This window comes from Ralstonia sp. SA306, from assembly GCF_054792405.1.
On sequence record NZ_CP096451.1, the window covers coordinates 418,814 to 440,282 of the forward strand.

General features: G+C 63.9%; 22 protein-coding genes. 10 read left to right on the top strand and 12 right to left on the bottom strand.

The annotated features are described in order from the left end of the window. The first annotated feature begins 3 nt into the window (after positions 1 to 3). The 9 genes from M1D44_RS01990 (at position 4) to M1D44_RS02030 (ending at position 9,449) form a co-directional block, all read left to right on the top strand. Positions 4 to 1,047 carry a type IV pilus twitching motility protein PilT gene (locus M1D44_RS01990; protein WP_024974790.1) on the top strand — a complete coding sequence of 348 codons (1,044 nt, stop codon included), beginning with the start codon at positions 4 to 6 and terminating at the stop codon, positions 1,045 to 1,047. 66 nt (positions 1,048 to 1,113) lie between these two features. Further along, positions 1,114 to 2,253, top strand: a complete 1,140-nt coding sequence (locus M1D44_RS01995; RefSeq protein WP_112183718.1) for a PilT/PilU family type 4a pilus ATPase — start codon at positions 1,114 to 1,116, stop codon at positions 2,251 to 2,253. Positions 2,254 to 2,450: 197 nt separating this feature from the next. Further along, a complete protein-coding gene (locus M1D44_RS02000) occupies positions 2,451 to 2,888 on the top strand; it encodes a type IV pilin protein (RefSeq protein ID WP_316853048.1) in 438 nt (145 codons plus the stop codon). 8 nt (positions 2,889 to 2,896) lie between these two features. After that, a complete protein-coding gene (locus M1D44_RS02005; protein ID WP_024974793.1) occupies positions 2,897 to 3,370 on the top strand; it encodes a GspH/FimT family pseudopilin in 474 nt (157 codons plus the stop codon). Then, on the top strand, positions 3,367 to 3,969 hold the full coding sequence (gene pilV / locus M1D44_RS02010) for a type IV pilus modification protein PilV (protein ID WP_024974794.1): 603 nt from the start codon (positions 3,367 to 3,369) through the stop codon (positions 3,967 to 3,969). Before M1D44_RS02005 ends, pilV begins: the two co-directional genes overlap by 4 nt. Next, the gene (locus tag M1D44_RS02015; protein ID WP_316853049.1) at positions 3,966 to 5,003 is read left to right on the top strand and encodes a PilW family protein; all 1,038 of its coding nucleotides are present in this window, start codon (positions 3,966 to 3,968) and stop codon (positions 5,001 to 5,003) included. The genes pilV and M1D44_RS02015 overlap by 4 nt, the downstream gene beginning before the upstream one ends. A gap of 2 nt (positions 5,004 to 5,005) precedes the next feature. Next, entirely contained in the window at positions 5,006 to 5,575 is a 570-nt protein-coding gene (locus M1D44_RS02020; RefSeq protein WP_024974796.1) for a pilus assembly PilX family protein, read from the top strand. 30 nt (positions 5,576 to 5,605) lie between these two features. Further along, a complete protein-coding gene (locus M1D44_RS02025; RefSeq protein ID WP_316853050.1) occupies positions 5,606 to 8,854 on the top strand; it encodes a pilus assembly protein in 3,249 nt (1,082 codons plus the stop codon). Positions 8,855 to 8,951: 97 nt separating this feature from the next. Then, a complete protein-coding gene (locus tag M1D44_RS02030) occupies positions 8,952 to 9,449 on the top strand; it encodes a glutathione peroxidase (RefSeq protein ID WP_253538957.1) in 498 nt (165 codons plus the stop codon). 7 nt (positions 9,450 to 9,456) lie between these two features. On the opposite strand, the gene M1D44_RS02035 is transcribed toward M1D44_RS02030, so the two are convergent. The 11 genes from M1D44_RS02035 to M1D44_RS02085 form a co-directional block, all read right to left on the bottom strand. Next, positions 9,457 to 10,155, bottom strand: a complete 699-nt coding sequence (locus tag M1D44_RS02035; RefSeq protein WP_316684211.1) for a helix-turn-helix transcriptional regulator — start codon at positions 10,153 to 10,155, stop codon at positions 9,457 to 9,459. A gap of 41 nt (positions 10,156 to 10,196) precedes the next feature. Continuing rightward, on the bottom strand, positions 10,197 to 10,676 hold the full coding sequence (locus tag M1D44_RS02040) for a cupin domain-containing protein (RefSeq protein WP_024974800.1): 480 nt from the start codon (positions 10,674 to 10,676) through the stop codon (positions 10,197 to 10,199). Positions 10,677 to 10,736: 60 nt separating this feature from the next. Next, positions 10,737 to 11,132: a VOC family protein gene (locus tag M1D44_RS02045; protein WP_027680594.1), complete on the bottom strand. Its 396-nt coding sequence runs from the start codon at positions 11,130 to 11,132 to the stop codon at positions 10,737 to 10,739. 168 nt (positions 11,133 to 11,300) lie between these two features. Continuing rightward, positions 11,301 to 12,032: an LrgB family protein gene (locus tag M1D44_RS02050; protein WP_037031462.1), complete on the bottom strand. Its 732-nt coding sequence runs from the start codon at positions 12,030 to 12,032 to the stop codon at positions 11,301 to 11,303. Next, positions 12,029 to 12,418 carry a CidA/LrgA family protein gene (locus M1D44_RS02055; protein ID WP_260779713.1) on the bottom strand — a complete coding sequence of 130 codons (390 nt, stop codon included), beginning with the start codon at positions 12,416 to 12,418 and terminating at the stop codon, positions 12,029 to 12,031. Before M1D44_RS02055 ends, M1D44_RS02050 begins: the two co-directional genes overlap by 4 nt. A gap of 52 nt (positions 12,419 to 12,470) precedes the next feature. Continuing rightward, positions 12,471 to 13,715 carry a glycolate oxidase subunit GlcF gene (gene glcF, locus M1D44_RS02060; RefSeq protein WP_024974804.1) on the bottom strand — a complete coding sequence of 415 codons (1,245 nt, stop codon included), beginning with the start codon at positions 13,713 to 13,715 and terminating at the stop codon, positions 12,471 to 12,473. A 12-nt stretch (positions 13,716 to 13,727) separates the two neighbouring features. Beyond that, positions 13,728 to 14,861, bottom strand: a complete 1,134-nt coding sequence (gene glcE / locus M1D44_RS02065; protein WP_316853051.1) for a glycolate oxidase subunit GlcE — start codon at positions 14,859 to 14,861, stop codon at positions 13,728 to 13,730. Between the two features lie 22 nt (positions 14,862 to 14,883). Continuing rightward, entirely contained in the window at positions 14,884 to 15,813 is a 930-nt protein-coding gene (locus M1D44_RS02070; RefSeq protein ID WP_316853052.1) for an ion transporter, read from the bottom strand. A gap of 11 nt (positions 15,814 to 15,824) precedes the next feature. Beyond that, complete coding sequence (locus M1D44_RS02075) at positions 15,825 to 17,324, bottom strand: FAD-linked oxidase C-terminal domain-containing protein (protein WP_024974807.1); 1,500 nt, start codon at positions 17,322 to 17,324, stop codon at positions 15,825 to 15,827. Between the two features lie 161 nt (positions 17,325 to 17,485). Then, positions 17,486 to 18,376 carry a LysR substrate-binding domain-containing protein gene (locus M1D44_RS02080; RefSeq protein WP_024974808.1) on the bottom strand — a complete coding sequence of 297 codons (891 nt, stop codon included), beginning with the start codon at positions 18,374 to 18,376 and terminating at the stop codon, positions 17,486 to 17,488. Positions 18,377 to 18,403: 27 nt separating this feature from the next. After that, positions 18,404 to 19,822, bottom strand: coding sequence for an FAD-binding oxidoreductase (locus M1D44_RS02085; protein ID WP_024974809.1), 1,419 nt, complete (start codon positions 19,820 to 19,822; stop codon positions 18,404 to 18,406). A 118-nt stretch (positions 19,823 to 19,940) separates the two neighbouring features. On the opposite strand from M1D44_RS02085, the gene M1D44_RS02090 reads away from it, so the two are divergent. Next, positions 19,941 to 20,498, top strand: coding sequence for a cob(I)yrinic acid a,c-diamide adenosyltransferase (locus M1D44_RS02090; protein WP_024974810.1), 558 nt, complete (start codon positions 19,941 to 19,943; stop codon positions 20,496 to 20,498). A 68-nt stretch (positions 20,499 to 20,566) separates the two neighbouring features. Here M1D44_RS02090 and M1D44_RS02095 read toward each other — a convergent pair whose 3' ends face one another. After that, positions 20,567 to 21,469: a mechanosensitive ion channel family protein gene (locus tag M1D44_RS02095; protein ID WP_024974811.1), complete on the bottom strand. Its 903-nt coding sequence runs from the start codon at positions 21,467 to 21,469 to the stop codon at positions 20,567 to 20,569.

Here is a 21,469-nt window from a genome sequence, read left to right on the forward strand (position 1 = left end):
AAGATGGACATCGCGCAGCTTCTGGCGTTTTCCGCCAAGAACAAGGCGTCGGACTTGCACCTGTCGGCCGGACTGCCGCCGATGATCCGGATCCACGGCGACATGCGCCGGATCAACGTGCCGCCGCTCACGCACCAAGATGTGCACTCCATGGTGTACGACATCATGAGCGACGGGCAGCGCAAGGTCTACGAAGAGAACCTGGAAGTCGACTTCTCGTTTGAGATTCCAGGGCTCTCACGTTTCCGGGTCAACGCGTTCAACCAGAACCGCGGTGCTTCAGCGGTGTTCCGGACGATTCCGTCGAAGGTGCTCTCGCTGGATGACCTGAAGGCGCCGGCCGTGTTTGCGGACCTGGCGATGAAGCCGCGCGGCCTGGTGCTCGTCACGGGCCCGACCGGTTCGGGCAAGTCGACGACGCTTGCCGCGATGGTCAACCACCGCAACGAAAACGACATGGGCCACATCCTCACGGTGGAGGACCCAATCGAATTCGTGCACGAATCGAAGAAAAGCCTGATCAACCAGCGCGAGCTTGGTCCGCATACGCACTCATTCGCCAATGCGCTGAAGTCGGCACTGCGTGAAGACCCGGACGTGGTGCTGGTCGGCGAATTGCGTGACCTTGAGACCATTCGCCTGGCGCTCACCGCCGCAGAAACCGGCCACTTGGTGTTTGGCACGCTGCACACCAGCTCGGCCGCCAAAACCATCGACCGGGTCGTCGACGTGTTTCCGTCGGACGAGAAGGAGATGGTCCGGACCATGCTTTCCGAATCGCTGGAGGCGGTGATCTCGCAGACGCTGCTCAAGACGCGCGACGGTTCGGGCCGGATTGCGGCGCATGAAATCATGATTGCCACGCCGGCCATCCGTCACTTGATCCGCGAGAACAAGATCTCGCAGATGTACTCGATGATGCAGACGAGCAGCGGTATGGGCATGCAGACGCTCGACCAGTGCCTGTCGGAGCTGATCAAGCGCTCGGCGATCAACTACGCAGACGCGCGCGCCATCGCCAAGAACCCGGACGCGTTCGCGAGCTGACACGCGAACTGATGCGCTGACTGACACGTCGGCGCGCTTTCCAATTTTCTTCAGGAGGGGCACGCCATGCTGGACCGCGAAGCCGCCACCAAATACATCCACGAACTCTTGCAGTTGATGGTGAACAGCCGTGGCTCGGACTTGTTCATCACGTCGGAATTTCCGCCCGCGATCAAGGTGGACGGCAAGGTCACGCCGATCTCGCAGCAGCCGCTGAATGCCGTGCAGGCTGTCGGTCTGGTCAAGTCGATCATGAACGAGAAGCAGCTGCGCGAGTACGAAGACAGCTCGGAATGCAACTTCGCTATCACAGCGCCGGGTGCGGGGCGTTTCCGCGTGTCGGCGTTCATGCAGCAGGGCCGCGCCGGCATGGTGCTGCGGACCATCAACACGAAGATCCCGACGCTGGACGAACTGGATTTGCCGCCGAGCCTGAACGAGATCGTGATGAGCAAGCGCGGGCTGGTGATCGTGGTGGGTGCAACGGGCTCGGGCAAGTCGACCTCGCTGGCGGCGATGGTGGGCTATCGCAATGCGAATTCGTACGGCCACATCATCACCATTGAAGATCCGGTGGAATACGTGCACACGCACCAGAACTGCGTGGTGACGCAGCGTGAGGTGGGCGTGGATACGGAGTCCTGGCACGTGGCGCTGAAGAACACGCTGCGCCAGGCGCCGGACGTGATCCTGATCGGCGAAATCCGGGACCGCGACACGATGGAATACGCCATCCAGTATGCGGAAACGGGCCACCTGTGCCTCGCCACGCTGCACGCCAACAGCTCGAACCAGGCCATCGACCGGATCATCAACTTCTTCCCGGAAGAGAAGCGTCAGCAGTTGCTGATCGACTTGTCGCTGAACCTGCGCGCGATGATCGCGCAACGCCTGCTGCCGCGTCAGGGCAGGAAGGGTCGCGTACCGGCAGTCGAAATCATGCTGGCCACCCCGCTGGTGCAAGACCTCATCTTCAAGGGCGAGGTGCATGAGCTGAAGGAGGTCATGAAGAAATCCCGCGAGCAGGGGATGATCTCGTTCGACCAGGCGCTGTTCGAGCTGTACGAGGAAAACAAGATCACCTACGAGGATGCGCTGCGCAACGCGGACTCCCTCAACGATCTGCGCCTGCAGATCAAGCTGCACAGCAAGCGCGGCGGGCAGACAGATCTGTCTGCCGGCACTGAACATCTCAACGTCGTGTGATGTGTCGAAAGCGCTACACCATTTGAGGTAATTTGCGGCGCATAACGTTTGCGCCGCTCGGAAGGCCACCCGGCCGTCATGATCTTTCCTTAATATTTGCTGAGAATTGCCGTTTAAGCGGTGAGCGGGCCTGCCAAGTCATCGGCAGGCGCGCATCAAAACGATAAAAGCAACAGCAAATCCGGGTGGGTAAAAACGTGGCAAGCAAGCCGAGGTGTCAGCGCGCGCGGGCGGCGCGGGGCTTTACGCTGATTGAGCTGATGATCACAGTGGCCATTGTCGCCATCCTGGCGATCATTGCGTATCCCAGCTACGTCCAGTACATCGTCCGCTCCAATCGCGCAGCGGCGGAATCCTTCATGCAGGAAGTGGCGTCCGCGCAGGAGCGCTTCCTGCTCGACAACCGTGCCTATGCGCCGGACCTCACGACGCTGCAATACGCCAGCAATGTGCCGGCCAACGTTTCGCCAAACTACACCTTCACGTTGAGCGCCAGCAGTGTGCCGCCGTCCTACCAACTGGCGGCGACTCCGCAGGGCTCGCAGCAGGTGAACGACACCGCATGCGGCACGCTCACCCTGACCAACACTGGTGCCAAGGGGGCGTCCACTGGCGCCTCGAACTGCTGGAAGTGAGGCGAGGCATGAATATCCTGCGCAAGCCCATTCAAGGTTTCACGCTGACCGAGCTGATGGTCACGCTGGCCGTGCTCGCCATTCTCGTGACGATTGCCGTGCCGTCGTTCTCCGGAATGATTGCGACGCAGGCCACACGCAATGCGTCGTTTGATCTGTCGTCCGCCGTGTCGTTGGCGCGTGCGGAGGCGGTCAAGCAGAACGCCATCGCCACCGTCTCGACCACCAGCACGTGGGCGACCGGCTGGACGCTGACGGTGGGCACGCCCGCCACGGTGATCCGCACGTTCGGCCCGTACAGCGGCGTCACCATTGCCGCGAGCAACGGCAACACGCTGTCGTTCGGCAACGATGGCCGACCGACTGCAGGTGGCGTCACGTTCCAGGTCACGCCGACGAGCGCGTCGCAATCGGTCTCGTCGAGTTGCGTACAGGTGGGCGGCACCGGCCGCGTCGCCGTGGTTTCGGGAACGTGCTCATGAACGCCATCGCACATTTGTCACATCGCCGGTTACGCAAGGCCGGGCAGCGTGGGTCGACGCTGATCGAAATCCTGATTTCGGTCGTGATCCTGCTGGTGGCGCTGCTGGGCGCGGCCGGAATGATGGTTCGCTCGAACCAGTCCGAGATGGAGTCCTACCAGCGCGTGCAGGCCCTGACGCTGTTGCAGGACATGGCTGCGCGGCTCAATGCCAACCGCCAGGTGGCCTCGTGCTACGCCGTGGCCGGTGCGATCACCACGGCCGGCACGGGCGGTGTCTCGGCACCCAGTTGCACGACTGGCACGGCCGCGCAGCAAGCCACTGTCACCACCGATCTCGCGGCTTGGAACAATGCGCTGCTCGGCAATACGGAGACCGCCGCCAGCGGCACCGTTGCCCTGGGCGCCATGATCGGCGCGCGCGGCTGTATCGAGGCCGTCGACACGGTCAACCAGATCTATCGCGTGACCGTCGCATGGCAAGGCCTGGTGCAGACCGTGGCGCCGGCGCTGCCTTGCGGCAGCGGCAGCGGCAATTACGGTAACGACGCCTATCGGCGCGCCATCAGCGTGCAGGTGCGCATGGGGGTGCTGTCATGAAGCCGAATCGTACCTTGCGACGTTTGCAGCGCGGGATGTCGCTGGTCGAACTGATGGTCGGCATGGCGCTGGGGCTGTTGCTGCTGACCGCGTTGGCAAGCCTGTATGCGTCCACCTCGCAATCGCGCGTGCAACTGGGCAACAGCGCCACGCAGATCGAGAACGGCCGCTATGCGCTCGACATCATCAGCCAGGAAGTCGGGCTCGGAGGCTTCCTCGGTGATCTGAATCTGCTGGGAACCTCAGCGCTGGCCACGCCCGATGTGTGCGCAAGCGCCACCAACGCACTTGGCTTTACCAACAGCCCTGCCACGGTGCCCGTTGCCATCTACGGCTATGCCGCCAATACGAACCCGGCAACGTGTTTGCCGAACCTATCGCTCAATTCGGAAATCCTGGTGGTGCGACGCGTGTCAACCGCGGCCGTGTTGCCCAGCGCGATCGTTGCGGGTCAGACCTACTTGCAGGATTCGTTCTGCAGTACGGACACAGCCCCCTTTGTCTTCAGCAGCAACAGCGCGGACTTCGTGTTGAAAGACAAAACCTGTGCAAATCCGGCCCCGGTGCGCCAGGTGAGCATACGGGCTTTCTATATTGCTACGTGTGACCGCTGCAACGGCAGCGACAACGGGCTCAATACGCTCAAGATGGTCGAGTTCTCCAATGGCGCGCTGCAGCCGCCCAACTCAATCGCCCAGGGCATCGACGACTTGCATTTCGCCTATGGCGTTGACATGGACGGCAACGGTTCGCCCGATTGCTATGTCGCCAATCCGGGCATCGACAACAGCGCCGCGTGCACCAATGTGGCCGGCTACAACTGGACCGCATCCGCCGCCACGAACTGGAGCAACGTGACCGCCGTACGCATCAACGTGCTTGCGCGTACGCTGGGCGTGTCGCCGGGCTGGACGGACACGCGGTCTTACGACATGGGCCGCGGCACGCTCACCGCCCCTTTCAACGATGGCTATAAGCGACACGTCTATGCGGAACTCGCACGCGTCGCCAATGTAGCCGGCCCACGGGAGTAGCCATGCGGCGCTTATCGGTTCGCCAATCGGCACGTCAGTCGGGCGTGACCCTTGTTGTCACGCTGATTTTCCTGGCGATCTTCATGGGCATCGTCGTGATGATGATGAACTCGGGCGTGATCAACACCAAGATCGCCGCCAACCAGCAATACGGCCTGGAAGCGCGCAGCGCTGCGCAGCAGGGCATTGAGCAGGTCATCAGCGTCGATTTCACCTCGAACCCGGTCGCCACCAACGTGCCGGTGGACGTGAACGGCGATGGCAAGACGGACTACACGGCGCAGGTGGCAGCGCCAACATGTCTGGCGACCAAGCAGATCTCCAATACCCAGTTGACGTTAGACCCGACCAACCCGAATTTCGCCACCGATTCATCCTGCTTTGGCGGCGTCAACACCAATTCCGATACGGGGCTGCTGACCAAGGCGGGCACCCCTGGCGGCATGTCGAACTGTAGCGCGACGCAATGGGACGTCTCCGCCACCGTCAACGATGCGAACGCAACAAAAACGAACACCACATTACATCAGGGTGTCGCTGTACGGGTACTGACTGGCACGTTGTGCCCGTAAGCCCGAACGCGCCAAGCCAGGAAGACTGACATGCGCTCATTTGCCAAACGTATCGCCCTCACCGCAACGGCGAGCCTCATGCTCGCGCTGGCGGGATCGCCGCCAGCAGGTGCGGAGGATATCGATCTCTATACGGGGTTGCAGCAGAACGCTGGCAAGCCGAATGTGCTGATCATCTTTGATGACGGCGCCAACTCTGACGCTAACGCCCAGTTCACCTGCTCTGTGCAAGGCCTGACCGTCGCCAACCCAAAGAAAAGTTCCGGCGCAGAGCAATGTGCGTTGTATGGAGCCATCCAGTCGATCAACAGTACTTCGCCGCTGCTGGGTAACCTGAACCTCGGGTTGATGATGTTCGACCCGAAGAGCCCGGGCGGAATCTTCCGGTTCCCGTCTGCAAGCTCGCCGTCCGCGCAAGCCCTGCAGCTGATGGATGGCACGGGGGTGAACAGTTTCCTGTCGTACATGCAGAATCAGTTCCCAAGCGATCTGAACGGCAACAACGTCCAGACGTCGGGTGCGATGCAGGAGGCCTGGTCCTTTTACTATGGGTACCATTCCTCGCTCAACAAGATGATTGCGTTGTCGGGCAACCAGTACACGTCGCCCCTCACGGATCCGTGTCAGCGCAATTTCATCATCTACATCGGTAACGCCACCAACAGCGGGCATCCGGCTGAAAGCGACTCGCAGATGTACAACGCGCTGGCGGCCGCTGCGCCGACGCCGACTTCTGCACAGCTCCAGCAGATTGTCATCCCCACGTATAACAAGTATCAAAGCAACTGGGGAGACGAGTGGGCGCGCTTCATGTATCAGACCGATCTGCAGGGAACGGCCAATTCGGCCAATCCGCAGAACGTCGTGACCTACGCCATCACGGTCACGGATGGTAATAACCCCGACTACGTCGCGTTCGACAACAGCATGGCCACCAACGGTGGCGGCAAGGCCTACACCATCCAGCTCGGCGACGTGCAAGGGTTGCAGCAGGCCCTGTTGTCGATCCTGAATGAGATCCAGGCCGTCAACAGTGTCTTCGCATCGGTCAGTCTGCCTGCCGCTGTCAACACCCAGGGTCAGTTCCTGAGCCAGGTCTACATCGGTATGTTCCGCCCGGATGCCACTGCCGCGCCGCGCTGGATGGGCAACCTCAAGCAGTATCAGGTCGGCTACGACACGAGCGGCAATATCGTCCTGCAGGATTCTCTTGGGAATCCTGCCATCAGCAGTGCGGGCACGGGCTTCATCGCGCCAACAGCGGTGAGCTTCTGGACCCAGGATCCGCCATTGACGTTCGGTGCGGGCAGCTATGGGACATCGGGTGTATCCGGCTGGCCAACCAACGGTTTTTGGCAGAACAGTCCATCAGGCGTGGGCTGGAACCTCGATTCACCTGACGGCCAGATCGTCGAAAAGGGTGGCGCCGGCGAGATGATGCGTGCCCAGAACGTGACCAGCCAGTCAGGACGGACGCTCTACACGTGCAATGGCGTGGGCACCTGTCCGCTCGGCACGGCCATGCCGTCTTTCGATACGTCCAACAACTGGCTCACGGGCACCAACGGATTGAATGCGATCAATTCCGGCACCAGCGGCGCTCCCACGATCACCTCGGCGCAACAAAACTATCTGATCAACTGGGTACGCGGGCGCGACGTCTATGCGCTTGACGGTGGGGCAAGTACCGGCGCTGGGCAGGAGGCCGAGACCGGACCGGGCGGATCCGTGACCGTGCGCAGTTCGATTCACGGCGACGTGCTGCATTCGCGCCCTGTGGTCGTGAACTATGGGGGTAGCATCGGCATCGTGGCGTTCTATGGCGCCAATGATGGTGTGTTTCATGCCGTCAATGCGAACCAGACCATGGGCATCAACGGCGTCCGGCCGGGTGGTGAACTGTGGGGCTTCATTGCGCCCGAGTTCATCGGCAAGCTGAGCCGTCTCTATGCCAACTCGCCGGAAGTGCAGCTTTCCACGACGCCTAAAGGTATTTCGCCGACGCCGACGCCGCGCGATGATTTCTTTGACGGCAGTACGACCGTCATGCAGGACCAGCGGAATCCGGGAAACCCGCGCACGATCATCTTCCTGACCGCGCGTCGCGGCGGTAACTTGATCTACGCGTTGGACGTGACCAATCCGACGAGCCCGCAATACCTGTGGTCACGCAGCAATAGCGACATTCCGGAACTCGGCCAGACCTGGTCAAAACCGCGTCTCATGACGGTGGCGGGCTACTCCGGCCCACTGCTGATCATGGGGGCCGGCTATGACGCGTCCTCCGAGGACAGTGATCCCGCGCCCGGCACCGATACGGTGGGCCGCGGCATCATCGTGCTCGATGCCTACACGGGTGCGCCGGTGTGGAGCGCGCTTCCCAACTGCACCGGCATGCCTGGTGTATGCGTGAAGAACACCGGTCTGACCCGGTCGATTCCCTCTGACGTCACGGTGGTCGATCGCACGGGCAGCGGCTATATCCAGATGGCTTACGCCGGAGACGTCGGCGGCAATATCTGGCGCGTGGATTTCCAGACGGCCGCAGGCAACACTCCGTCCAACTGGACGATCACCCAGCTCGCTACCCTGGGCGGCGCAGCCAACACCAATAACGCGCGCAAGTTCTTCTATGCCCCCGACGTGGTGCCCACCTCCGCCTACAACGCCATCATGGCGGGCACCGGCGATCGGGAACACCCGCTGTATTCTTCTTCGACAACGCCGGGTACGGCCTACAACGTGGTCAACCGGTTCTACATGGTGAAGGATTCGAATCTCGGCAGCATGCCCGCGAGCTGGACCCCCATCACCGAAGCCAATCTGTTCAATGCATCGACGCTGGCGTACGACGGATCGGGTTCGGGCTTCTACATCACACTGCCCAACCCGGGTGAGAAGGTGGTGAACGCTCCGCTGACGGTGGCCGGATACACCACCTTCGGGACGAACACCCCTGCCATTCCCACGGCAGGCCAGTGCTATCCCAACCTGGGTGTTGCGCGCGCCTACTCGGTCGGCTTCCTGACCGGTACCGGGCAGAATCCGAACCGCTCGGTTGTTCTCGACGGCGGTGGCTTCCCGCCCTCGTCGGTGTATGGCGTTGTCCTGATCAATAACGGCAACGGCACCACCTCGTCTGTGCCGGTGTGCTTCGGCTGCGGCAATCAGACGGGCACCAGTGGAGGCGGCTCCGCGCTGGCACCCGTCCAAGTGACACCTAAAGGTCTCGGCAAACGCAAGCGCACATTCTGGTTCGCCGACACCGACAAGCATTGACCCGCATCGCCCCTCAACGGCCCGCCCAGCGCGGGCCGTTACAATTCCGGACAGATGCCGGAGCACCCCCGTTCCCGCAACCACCCGGAGAGTAGCCATGAGTGACGTCTACGCATTCGAGGCCGATTCGTTGACCGGCCAGCGCGTGCCGCTGTCGCAGTACAAAGGCAAGGTCCTGCTGATCGTGAACACGGCGAGCAAGTGCGGATTCACGCCGCAATACGCCGGTCTGGAGGCGGTGTACAAGCGGCTGCATGAGAAAGGCCTCGAGGTGCTCGGCTTTCCGTGCAACCAGTTCGGCAAGCAGGAGCCGGGCGGCGAAGACGAAATCGGCGCGTTCTGCGAGAAAAACTACGGCGTCTCGTTTCCGATGTTCGGCAAGATCGACGTGAATGGTTCGAACGCGCATCCGCTCTACAAGTGGCTGACCTCGGAAAAGCCCGGCGTGCTCGGCATCGGAGCGGTCAAATGGAACTTCACCAAGTTTCTGCTGCGCCGCGACGGCACGGTCTACAAGCGCTATGCGCCCATGACCAAGCCGGAAGAGATCGCCGACGATATTGAGCGGCTGCTGGCGGAGCCGGATCCCGCCTGAGGTTGGGTCAGTCCGACGACCCCCGCACCTTGCGCATGAAATCCGCCAGCGAGCGCTCGGCGGATTCGGCAAAGTGGCGCTCCAGGATGTCGACCTTGACGCAGCGGTCGAGGCGGAAGGTGCGGTAGTCCTGACGGTGCTCGCACCAGGCGGCCACCAGCCAGACTTGTCCCCAGAAGAACAGGCCGAGCGGCTGGATACAGCGCTCGGTCAACTGACCTTGCGCATCCCGGTAAGACAGCCGCGCGACGGCGTGGCGGCCGAGCGCCGCATGCAGCGTGTCAAAGATCTGTTTGACCTCGCTGCCCATGCCGTAGCCGGGGGCGAAGATGCGTGTGGTCTCGGCTTCGTTGCGGCGCTCCGCAGGCAGGGCGCCCATCAGTTTTTCCAGTGCCGCTTCCACCGAGTCGGCCATGGTGCCGCCGCCCCATGCCTTGATCATGCGGGCACCGGCCACCAGGGCTTCGACTTCATCGGCGGTGAACATGAGCGGCGCGAGGTCGAAGCCCGCGCGCATGCGGTAGCCGATACCGGCTTCGCCTTCGATCGGCACGCCCGAGACGGACAGGTCGCGGATGTCGCGATACACCGTGCGCTCGGACACGCCGAGGCGCTCGGCCAGCATCGCCGCCGTGGTCAAACGGCGGCCTCGCAGGATCTGGGCAATCTGGAACAGGCGGTCGGCGCGGCGGGTCATGCGCGGCATTGTAGTGGCCTTCGGCCCGGGTGCAATGCGCGCCATATCCCCTACGCGCCGAAGGGCGTCAGCTCACGTTGCGGGTGGATGTCCACCACGTCGACCTGCTCGCCACGGCGCAGCATGCGCTTGCCCAGTCGCGGGAAATCGGCAATCTCGATGTTCAGATGTTCGCCGCCGCACAGATAGACGAGGTCTTCCTTGCCGCAGTTGCGCAGGTGGTGCGCGATGCCCGTGGGGAACGCCATGAAATCGCCGGCGCGCACGGTGAACATGCTGTCTGCGATTTCAGCCTGCGCTTCGCCAGAGAGGATGTAGATCCATTCCTCTTCGCGCTGGTGCGAGTGATAGACGAATGATTCCTTGCCCGGCGGCACGCGCGCGAAATTCACGCCGGTGCGCTTGAGCCCGAGTAGCCGGCCCATCATGGTGCCGTGGATTTCCGACAGGCTGTTCCAGGGGTGCGAAAACGACTGCGTGCGCGCGGTGACATCCGCTGCACGCATGAGATACGGGGATTGGCTCGGCATGGTGTTCTTCTTCTCTGTCTCGTAGTGAAGGCCGGCGCCCGCGCACCGGCCTCGGGGGCGTTACTGCTGTAGCAGGTACGCCTGTGTCTTGGCGTCCGGTTCGTGCAGGCCGACGCGGTTGCCTTCGGTATCGACAATGTGGGCGATGCGGCCCATGTGGTCGGGCAGCGTCATCGGGCCGAATACGCATTGGCCGCCACTGCCGTTCACGCGTTCCAGCACCGCATCCAGGTTGGGTGCGTTCAGGTAGACCACGCTGCCCTTGTCGGACGGCGCAAAGCCTTCGCCCTTGACCAGCGCCCCGTGGATGGTCGTCTCACCGGCCGGAAACACGCCCATGGTCAGATCGCCCATGTCTTCCTGCTTGAGCTGCGTGTCGAAGACGTTCTCGTAAAACTTCACCGCGCGCGGGAAATCGTTAGCGGGGATTTCAAACCAGTTGATCACGCTTGCCATGTTGTCGCTCCGGTTGATGAGGCAGGCGGTTGGGGGAACCTGTCTCGTTAAGGTGGAGCGATTCTGGCGGGGGGCTCCTGACAGCGTTCTGTCAGGAGCATTCAGGAGGACTGCGGAGTGTGTTGAATATTGCCCAGGCAGTGAATGCCGGGCGGAGGGGGAAACAGTTCAGTGCGGAATCCAGCCCGCCAGCAGCGGCACCAGCACTGCCGTCAGCACGCCATTCAGACCCATGCCCAGCGCCGAAAACGCACCCGCCTCCGGATTGACCTGAAACGCGCGCGCCGTACCGATGCCATGCGCCGCAATGCCGGTAGCAAATCCGCGCACGCTGTACTCGCGCACGCGCAGCAGATTCAGCAGCCGCGTCGTGGTGGTCGCACCGACAATGCCGGTAATGAGCACCAGCACCGCCGTAATGGTCGGTGCGCCGCCGATCTTCTCCGAGATGCCCATGGCGATCGGGATCGTCACCGATTTCGGCGCCATGGAGCGCAGCGTTTCGGGCGATGCACCCAGCAGCCATGCGATGCCCACGGCTGACACCACCGCCACGATCGACCCTGCCAGCAGCCCGCCCACCAGCGGCAGCGCGTGGCGGCGCAGTTTCGCCCATTGCTGGAACAGCGGCACGGCCAGCGCGACGGTGGCCGGGCCCAGCAGAAAGTGCACGAACTGCGCGCCGTCGAAGTACGTCTTGTACGGCGTGCGCGTGAGCGTCAGCAGCGTGCCCAGGATGACGACCGCAATCAGCAGCGGATTGACCATCGGGTTGAAGCGGCTGCGCTCGTGCAGGCGCACGCCGATCAGGTAGGCAATGAGCGTGGCGGTCAAGCCCAACAGCGGGCTGGCGGCCAAGTAGACCCAGAGCTGGTGCAGGTTGGGAGCCATCGCGTTCATGGGGCCAGCTCCTCGTGGCCTTCGCCGCCGCCGTGGTCAATGCGGCCCATGCGGCGCATCAGCGCGCGGGTGACGAGCGCACCGGCGGCAATCGATAGCCACGTCGACACAACGGTCGCCACGACGATCGGCAGCCACTCCTGCCCGATGCGGTTCAGTTGCGTCATCACGCCCACGCCGGCCGGCACGAACAGGATGGTCAGATGTCGGAGCAGGTCACTGACGGTGCCCTGCATGACTTCGAGCACGCGGCCCTTGTCTACCAGCAGGTAGATGACCAGCAGCACCATGCCGATCACCGGGCCGGGCACCGGCAGGTGCAGCGAATACGTCAACAGCTCTCCCACCGACTGGAACGTCAACAGGATCGCGAAGGTTTGCAGCATGGGGCCTCCGGGTGAAACGAAGCGCCAAGTATAGAACCCGGCTGCGTTCGTTTCAGCCCAGCATGCGGTCGACCAGTTCGATCCAGTGTTCGACCGGCGTGTCCGTGCCGCTCTGCAGATGCGTCACGCAGCCGATGTTGGCGGTGACGATGCGCTCGGGCTGCGTCGCTTGCAGCTTGGCGAGCTTGTCGTCGCGCAGGCGGTAGGCGAGCTCCGGTTGCAGCACTGAATACGTGCCCGCCGAGCCGCAGCACAGGTGGCTGTCGGCGCAGAGCTTGACGTCCACGCCCAGCGAAGCGAGCAACGTTTCGACCGCGCCGCGAATCTGCTGACCGTGCTGCAGCGTGCAGGGCGGGTGCCACGCCACGCGCGGCCGTTGCGCTTCCGGTTTGGCCTTCTGCAGAAGCTGTTGCGAGAACGCTGGCAGCACCTCGCACAGGTCGCGCGTCATGGCGGACACGCGGGCCGCACGCTCGGCATAGGCCGGATCGTCGCGCAGCAGGTGTCCGTATTCCTTGACCATCGCGCCACAGCCCGAGGCGGTCATGACGATGGCCTCGGCGCCGGCTTCGATATGCGGCCACCACGCATCGATGTTGGCGCGCATGTTGCCGAGGCCGCCTGCGTGGTCGTTCATGTGATAGCGGATGGCGCCGCAGCAGCCCGCGCGGTCTGCGCTGATGAGCTGCACGCCCAGCTTGTCGAATACGCGCGCCGTGGCTGCATTGATGTTGGGCGACATGGCGGGTTGTACGCAGCCTTCGAGCAGCAGCATCTTGCGCGCGTGCGCGGTGTTTGGTCGCACGCCGGCGTGGGGCTGCTTGGCCGGGACCTTGTTGCGCAGCACTTGCGGCAACATCGGCCGCACCGCCTGCCCGAGCTTGAGCGCGGAGCCAAACAGCGCCGGCCGTGTCAGCCCCTCGCGCAGCGCCCAGCGCACGGCGCGTTCGCCCAGCGGGCGCGACTCTCCTTTCGCGTCGAGCTGGTCATCGACGATCTTGCGGCCGATCTCCACCAGGCGCCCGTAGGTCACGCCGGATGGGCAGGTCGATTCGCAGTTGCGGCAGGTCAGACAGCGGTCCAGGTGCAGACGCGTTGCCTCACCGGCGGGTTGGCCCTCCAGCACCTGCTTCATCAGGTAGATGCGTCCTCGCGGGCCGTCAAGCTCATCGCCGAGTAGTTGGTAGGTCGGGCAGGTGGCCGTGCAGAAACCGCAGTGCACGCACTTCTGCACGATGCTTTGGGCTTCTTCGCCCTGAGGGGTGTTGCGCAGGAACGCCGCGAGCGTGATTTGCATGATGGGCTTGCGTTAGAAGTCGGCGTACAGACGGCCCGGGTTGAAGATGCCGTGCGGATCGAAGCTGTCCTTCAGGCGCTTGTGCACAGCCATCAATGGCGTGGCGACAGGCGTGAAGATGTCGCTGGCGCGGTCGCCGTTGCGGAACAGCGTGGCGTGGCCGCCGGCCTTGCTTGCTGCGTTGCGGATAACGTCAGCCGAGGTGTTGGCGGTGTCGATCCACCAGCGCTGGCCGCCGCCCCACTCGACGAGTTGTTCGTCGGCAGACGCATGGCCGAGCGCCAGTGGCGGCGTAGCTGGGGGCAGGGCGATGCGCCACAGCGGCAGGCTGCCCTGCACGGCACGCGCAAAGAACGCATGCGATTGCTCGCGCAGGTCGCGCCAGAACGTCGCGCCTTCTGCGTCGTCAACGCGCTCGCCGCCGAGCTTGGCAATGGCTGCGCGCACCGCCGCATCGGCACCGCTCAGGCGTACCCACAGCACACCGTCGATCCACGCAGACGCCGCGATCGGCAGCGGCTGGCCGCCCCAGCGGTTCAGGGTATCGATGGCTTCGCCTTGCGCCATGGCAAAGCGCAGCGTTGCATCGCAGAACGGCATCGGCAGCACCTTGAGCGACACCTGGACGATCAAGCCGAGCGTGCCGAGCGCGCCGGCCATTAGACGCGAGACGTCGTACCCGGCCACGTTCTTCATCACCTGGCCGCCGAAGTTGAGCATGTCGCCGCGGCCATCCATGACGACGGCGCCGAGAACGAAATCGCGCAGCGCGCCCACCGACTGCCGGCGCGGGCCGGACAGGCCGGATGAAAACGCACCGCCGACGGTCGCCTGCTTGCCATCCGCGGCAAAGTGGGGCGGTTCGAACGCCAGCATCTGCCGGTGCTCGGCCAGCGCGGCTTCGATCTCGACGAGGGGCGTGCCGCTGCGCGCCGTGATGACGAGTTCGGCGCAGTCGTAGTCGACGATGCCGGACCATTCGCGTGTGTCGAGCACGGTGCCGTGGGGTGCCGGTGCGCGGCCGTAGAAATCCTTGGTACCGCCACCACGCAGGGTGAGCGGCGTTCGGCTGTCGGCGGCCTGGGCAATGGCGTCACGAAAGCGCGAGAGCGCGGGCGAAAGGGCAGTGTCTGGGGTGGTTGGCATGTCGAACTTTCTGGCGGGCAGCTCACTGGCTGCCAGCTGTCTCCGTTGGAAGCAGTGGGAGCCGGGTGCCGCAGCGCTTGCAGAATGCGGCGTCTGTATCGTGACGGTCTAGCGTGCAGCCGCTGCACGCACGGGTCTGCGGTGGGGTGGAGGAGGCAGATCCTTCGCGCATGGTGTTCACCAGCTCCGCGCCGATGATGCCGGTGGGAAACGCGATGATGCTGTAGCCGAGGAGGATGGTGAGCGAAGTGATGAACTGCCCCAGCGGGGTCTTCGGTACCAGGTCGCCGAAGCCCGTGGTGGTGAGTGTGACCACCGCCCAATACATGCTGACCGGAATGCTGGTGAAGCCATGCTGCGGGCCCTCCACCACGTACATCACGGTGCCCAGGATGATGGTGATGATGAAGACGGTGCCCAGGAACACGAAGATCTTGTGCCGCGCGTTCAGCAGCGCACGCAGGAGGATCTGCGCCTCTTCAAAGTAGACCGTGATCTTCAGTATCCGGAAGATGCGCAGCAGGCGCAGCAGCCGCACATCGAGCAGGTAGGCCAGTTCGGGCACAAAGATCGCCAGCCACGTCGGCAGGATCGAGATGAAATCGATGACGCCGTAAAAGCTGAGCACGTAACGCCACGGCCTGCGTACCACGAGGATGCGCATGACGTATTCCGCCGTGAACAGCAGCGTGAAGAGCCACTCGAGCACCGTGAACAGCGTGCCCGCGCGGCCGCTGGCGCTCGGCAGGCTGTCGAGCATCACCACCAGCACGCTGGCGAGGATGGCGCCAAGCAGGGTCAGGTCGAACAGCCTGCCGGCGCGCGTGTCGGCTTCGAAGATGACGCTGTACCAGCGTTGGCGCCAACCGCTCTCGGGCTTGCCAAGATGCTCGCCAAGGCGCGCGTTGTGGGCGTGCCAGCGGTTCCGGGCGGTACGGGGCGGATTCGTCATGACTGCGGGCTTCAGAAGCGCGGCAAATCGGGATGCGGCAGCAGGCCGTTGCGCACGTGGAGCTTGCCGTATTCGGCGCAGCGCGCGAGCGTGGGGATGGCCTTGTCGGGGTTCAGCAGGCGTACCGGATCGAAGGCCGCCTTCACGCGCAAAAAGGCGTCACGTTCTTCCGTCGAGAACTGCACGCACATCGAGCTGAGCTTTTCCACGCCCACGCCGTGTTCGCCGGTCACGGTGCCGCCCAGTTCCACGCAGGTCTCCAGGATATCGGAGCCGAACAGCTCGGCGCGGTGCCACTCGTCCTGGTCTTCGCCGTTGAAGAGGATGAGCGGGTGCATGTTGCCGTCGCCCGCATGGAACACGTTGATGCAGCGCAGGGCGTACTTCTGCTCCATCTGCTGGATGCGCCGCAGCAGCGTGCCGATGTGCTTGCGCGGGATGGTGCCGTCCATGCAGTAATAGTCCGGCGAGATGCGGCCGGCTGCCGGAAACGCGTTCTTGCGTCCGCTCCAGAACTTCAGGCGCTCGGCTTCGCTTTGCGAGACCTGGATGCGCGTGGCACCCGAGGCGCGCAGCACTTCGCTCATGCGCGCGATTTCTTCGGCCACTTCTTCGGGGGTGCCGTCGGACTCGCACAGCAGGATGGCTGCCGCATCGAGGTCGTAGCCGGCGCAGACGAATTCTTCAACAGCGGCGGTGGCGGGCTTGTCCATCATTTCCAGCCCCGCCGGGATGATGCCTGCGGCAATCACGTCGGCCACGGCGTTGCCGCCGGATTCCACATCGTCGAAGCTCGCCATGATCACCTGCGCCAACTGCGGCTTGGGGATCAGGCGCACGGTCACTTCCGTCACCACGGCCAGCATGCCTTCGGAGCCGACCACCGTGGCCAGCAGGTCCAGGCCGGGTGCGTCGGGTGCTTCGCTGCCGAATTCGACGACCTCGCCATCCATCATCACGGCGCGCACGCGCAGCACGTTGTGCACGGTCAGGCCGTATTTCAAGCAGTGCACGCCACCCGAGTTTTCATTGACGTTGCCGCCAATGGTGCAGGCAATCTGCGACGACGGATCGGGTGCGTAATACAGCCCGTGCGGATTGGCGGCTTCAGAGATGGCGAGGTTGCGTACGCCCGGCTGCACGACCGCCGTACGCGTATAAGGATCGACCTTGATGATGCGTTTGAACTTGGCCAGCGACAGCACCAGCCCGCCCGGCGTCGGCATTGCACCGCCCGAGAGGCTCGTCCCCGCGCCGCGCGGCACCACGGGCACGCCCATGCGGTGGCACACACGCAGGATTTCGACGACCTGCGCCTCGGTATCCGGCAGCACCACGGCCAACGGCACCTGCCGGTAAGCGGCGAGGCCATCGCATTCATACGGGGTGGTGTCTTCGCGCTCCCAGAGCAGCGCGTCGTCGGACACGATTCGGGACAGCGCGGCCGTCAGCTCGGCCTGCAGGGCAGATTGATCGCGGGCGGTAGCTGACAAAGACGATGGCGCATTCATGGGGTGTCTCTCATGGTTCTGCCCGCCAGCGGTGGCCGGGGTGGGAGGCACTATAGCCCGGCCGCCGCGCCGCGCGGCGTGTTAAGGACTTTTGCTGCGATGAATTTGGCTCGCCGGGGCGGCCAATGTGGTTCATCGCGATGCAGCAATACGAAGCGCGGCTACCAATCCAGCCCAAGCAACCAATCGACAAACTGCCGCGCCTCGGGCTTCATCGGCGCCTGTTCGCGCTGGACGATGTAATAAGCATGTGGCGAGGCCGACTCGATGTCCAGTAGCCGCACAATCTGCCCCGAGCCCAGCCAGTTGCGCGCCATCGCCTGCCGCACCAGCGCGACGCCCTGGTTGGAGGCCACCGCTTCGAGCATCAGGCCGATGTCGTTGAACAGCGAGCCGGTGGCGGGTTCCGCCGCGTCCAGCCCCGCCGCCTCAAACCAGGGGCGCCAGGGCTCCAGCGGACTACGCAGCAGCGTGAGGTTCAGCAACTGCGACGCTTCGGTGATGGTGTTGCCGCTGATTTGCTCAAAGTAGCCGCGCCCGCACGCCGGGAACACCGGTTCGTTGAGCAGCAGCGTCGTCTTCAGGTCCGGATAGCGGCCGGTGCCGTAGCGGATCTCGACATCGGTGTCCTCGGCTTTCACGTCGAGGAACGGGATGGACAGATGCAGTTCCAGATCAATGTGCGGGTACAGCGCGTTGAATTCCGGCAGACGCGGCACGAGGTGCTGGCGGCCGAACGTGGGCGGAATCGCCACGCGCAGCCGCGCGCGCTGCTTGCTGAATTCCGGCCGCGCCAGTTCGTGCAGCGTGTCGAGCGCGACTTGTACGCTGCGCAGGTAGCGCGTGCCCGCGGCGGTCAGCCGCAGCGCGGTGCCGGTGCGCACGAACAGGTCTTCGCCCCATAGCTCTTCGAGGTTCTTGATGCGGTGCGATACCGCGCTGGGCGTGACGGACAGTTCTTCGGCCGCACGCGCGAAGCTCGCATGGCGCGCCCCCGCCTCAAAGGCAATCAGCAGATGCAGCGGAGGAACGCGCTTGAAGACGGAGGACATGCGGGCGGTCGCTGGTGGGTGAGTCGGTTACAGGTGGAAGATCTTGCCGGGGTTCAGGATGTGCTTCGGGTCCAGCGCCTGCTTGATGCTGCGCATCAGGTCGATCGCATCGTTGCCGTGTTCGGCGATGAGGAAGTCCATCTTGTGCAGGCCCACGCCATGTTCGCCCGTGCAGGTGCCGTCCATGGCGATCGCACGCGCAACGATGCGCTGGTTGATGCGCTCGGCTTCTTCCAGTTCTTCCGGCTTGTTCGGGTCGATGAGCAGCGCGACGTGGAAGTTGCCATCGCCCACATGGCCGACGATGGGGGCGGGCAGTTGCAGCGCGCTGGCGAGCAGATCCTTCTCGGTTTCCACCACGCAGTCGGCCAGGCGCGAGATCGGCACGCATACGTCGGTGGTGACGGCGCGGCAGCCGGGCTTGAGCTGCAGAAACGCAAAGTAGGCGTTGTGGCGGGCGTTCCACAGGCGGCTGCGGTCTTCGGGGCGCGTTGCCCATTCGAAGCCTTGGCCTTTGTGTTCAGCGGCGATCTGCTGGACGGTCTCGGCCTGTTCCTGCACGCCGTGCTCCGAGCCGTGAAACTCGAAGAACAACGTCGGCATCTCGGGCAGCGTGAGCTTGTCGTATTGGTTGATCGCGCGGATGGCAAGCGCATCGACAAACTCCACGCGCGCAATGGGCACGCCCATCTGGATGGTGTCGATCACAGCGGACACCGCATCGCCCATGCTCGGGAAGGCGCACACGGCCGCGGACACGGCTTCGGGCTGCGGATACAGCTTCAGCGTGATCTCGGTGATGATGCCAAGCGTGCCTTCGCTGCCGATGAAGAGGCGCGTGAGGTCGTAGCCCGCCGATGATTTGCGTGCACGGTTGGCCGTCTTGATGATGCGGCCGTCAGCGGTGACCACCGTCAGGTTCAGCACGTTCTCGCGCATCGTGCCGTAACGCACGGCATTGGTGCCGGACGCGCGTGTCGCGCACATGCCGCCGATGGACGCATCCGCGCCCGGGTCGATCGGGAAGAACAAACCGGTATCGCGAATCTCGGTATTGAGCTGCTTGCGCGTGACGCCCGGCTCGACCGTCACCGTCAGGTCTTCGGGGTGCACCGACAGCACGTGGTTCATCTGCGAGAGATCCAGGCTCACGCCGCCGGCCACGGCCAGGAGATGGCCTTCGAGCGACGACCCGGCGCCATACGGGATCAGCGGAATCTCATGTTCAAAGCAGAGTTTGGCGACGGCGGCGACTTCCTCGGTGGTCTGCGCGAAGACGACGGCGTCGGGCAGCATCGGGTCGTAGGCGGATTCATCGCGGCCGTGGTGGGCGCGTACGGCTTCGGTGGTGGAGATGCGATCGCCGAAGCGGGTGCGCAGCGCGTCGAGCATCGCAGGCGGAATCGGTTTGCGGATGCTCTGGGAGGGAGGGGCTGGGTGGTTCATGGCGTCTCGCGTGGGGCGGCGGTCTGAAGCCGGCTCGGGCTGTCATTCTAACGCCGGGGGCATGCCGCCCTTGCGATAATGGCGCCACCAACATTGACGCTATACAGGGAGACGCACCGTGGGCAACCGCCTATCCAAAATCGCTACCCGCACCGGTGACGACGGCACGACCGGCCTCGGCGACGGCAGCCGCACGGCCAAGGACAGCCTGCGCATTGCCGTCATCGGCGACGTCGACGAACTGAACTCGCACATCGGCGTGCTGCTCACGGAGACGCTGCCCGAGGGCGTGCGCGCCGCGCTCACGGCCATCCAGCACGACCTGTTCGATCTGGGTGGCGAATTGTGCATTCCCGGCTACACGATGGTGACGACTGCGCACGTGCTGCGGCTCGACCAATGGCTGGCCGATTACAACGCCGATCTTCCGCGGCTGGCCGAATTCATCCTGCCCGGCGGCAGCCGCGCTGCGGCACAGGCGCATGTCTGCCGCACCGTCGCGCGCCGTGCCGAGCGCAGCATCGTCGCTTTGGGCCGCGCAGAGACCATCGGCGAGGCGCCGCGCCAATACGTCAATCGCCTGTCGGACCTGTTGTTCGTGCTGGCGCGCGTGCTCAATCGCGCAGATGGCGGCACGGACGTCCTGTGGAAGCGAGACGAGCACAAGCCGACCTGATCGCAGTCGGCGCACCAAACAAAATGGCCCGGTTGCGTACCGGGCCGTTTTGCTTTGCAGCGCGTGGATCAGTTCACGCTGGTCGGCGTGGTCGTGGTTTGTGCCACGGCAGCCAAGCCTGCCAACTGCCCCGGCGTCGTGATGGTCAGCGCCTGTGATGGCGTCGGCGCCGGGAAGCCGCCTTCGGCCAGCGCTTCCTTGATCGTGCGGTTGGTGTCGAAATAAACCTGCCAGTAGCTGTCGTTGTGCGTGTACGGGCGCACGGCCAGCACGGGCCCCACCAGGTTGAACTCCAAAATCTCCACGTCGACGGCCGGATCGCTCAGCACGTTCGGAATGGCGGAAACCTTCTCCTTGAGCAGCGCGATGGCGGCGCGGTGGTCGGCGCTTCCGGCCAGTTGCGCCTTCAGCTCGACGCGGCGGTAGGGGTTCAAGGTGTAGTTCTGGATCGTGTCTGCGAAGATCTTGCCGTTGCCGACCATCGTGACCACGTTGTCCGGCGTATTGATCGTCGTGGCAAACAGGCCGATCTCCTTGATCGTGCCCGTCACGCCGCCGGCCGTCACGAAGTCGCCCACCTTGAACGGCCGCAGCACAATCAGGAATGCGCCCGCCGCAAAGTTCGACAGCAGGCCCGACCACGCCATGCCGATGGCCACACCGGCTGCGGCAATCAGCGCCGCGAACGTCGTCGTCTGGATGCCGAAATAACCCAGGATGCCGATCACCAGCAGCACGTTCAGTGTGACGGTAATGATTGAGCCGACATAGCGCAGCACGGTCGGATCGACCTTCTGTCGGCTCAACGAGCCTTCCACCATGCGCACCGCCAGATTGATCAGCCAGCGGCCGACTACCCAGAAGACGATGGCGCCGAGGACCTTCATGCCGACGTCGGCGGCGTATTGCGCCACGATCGCCTGGTACTTGTTTGCGGTGTTGACGGCGGTGTCCGCCAGGGTGTCTGCCAT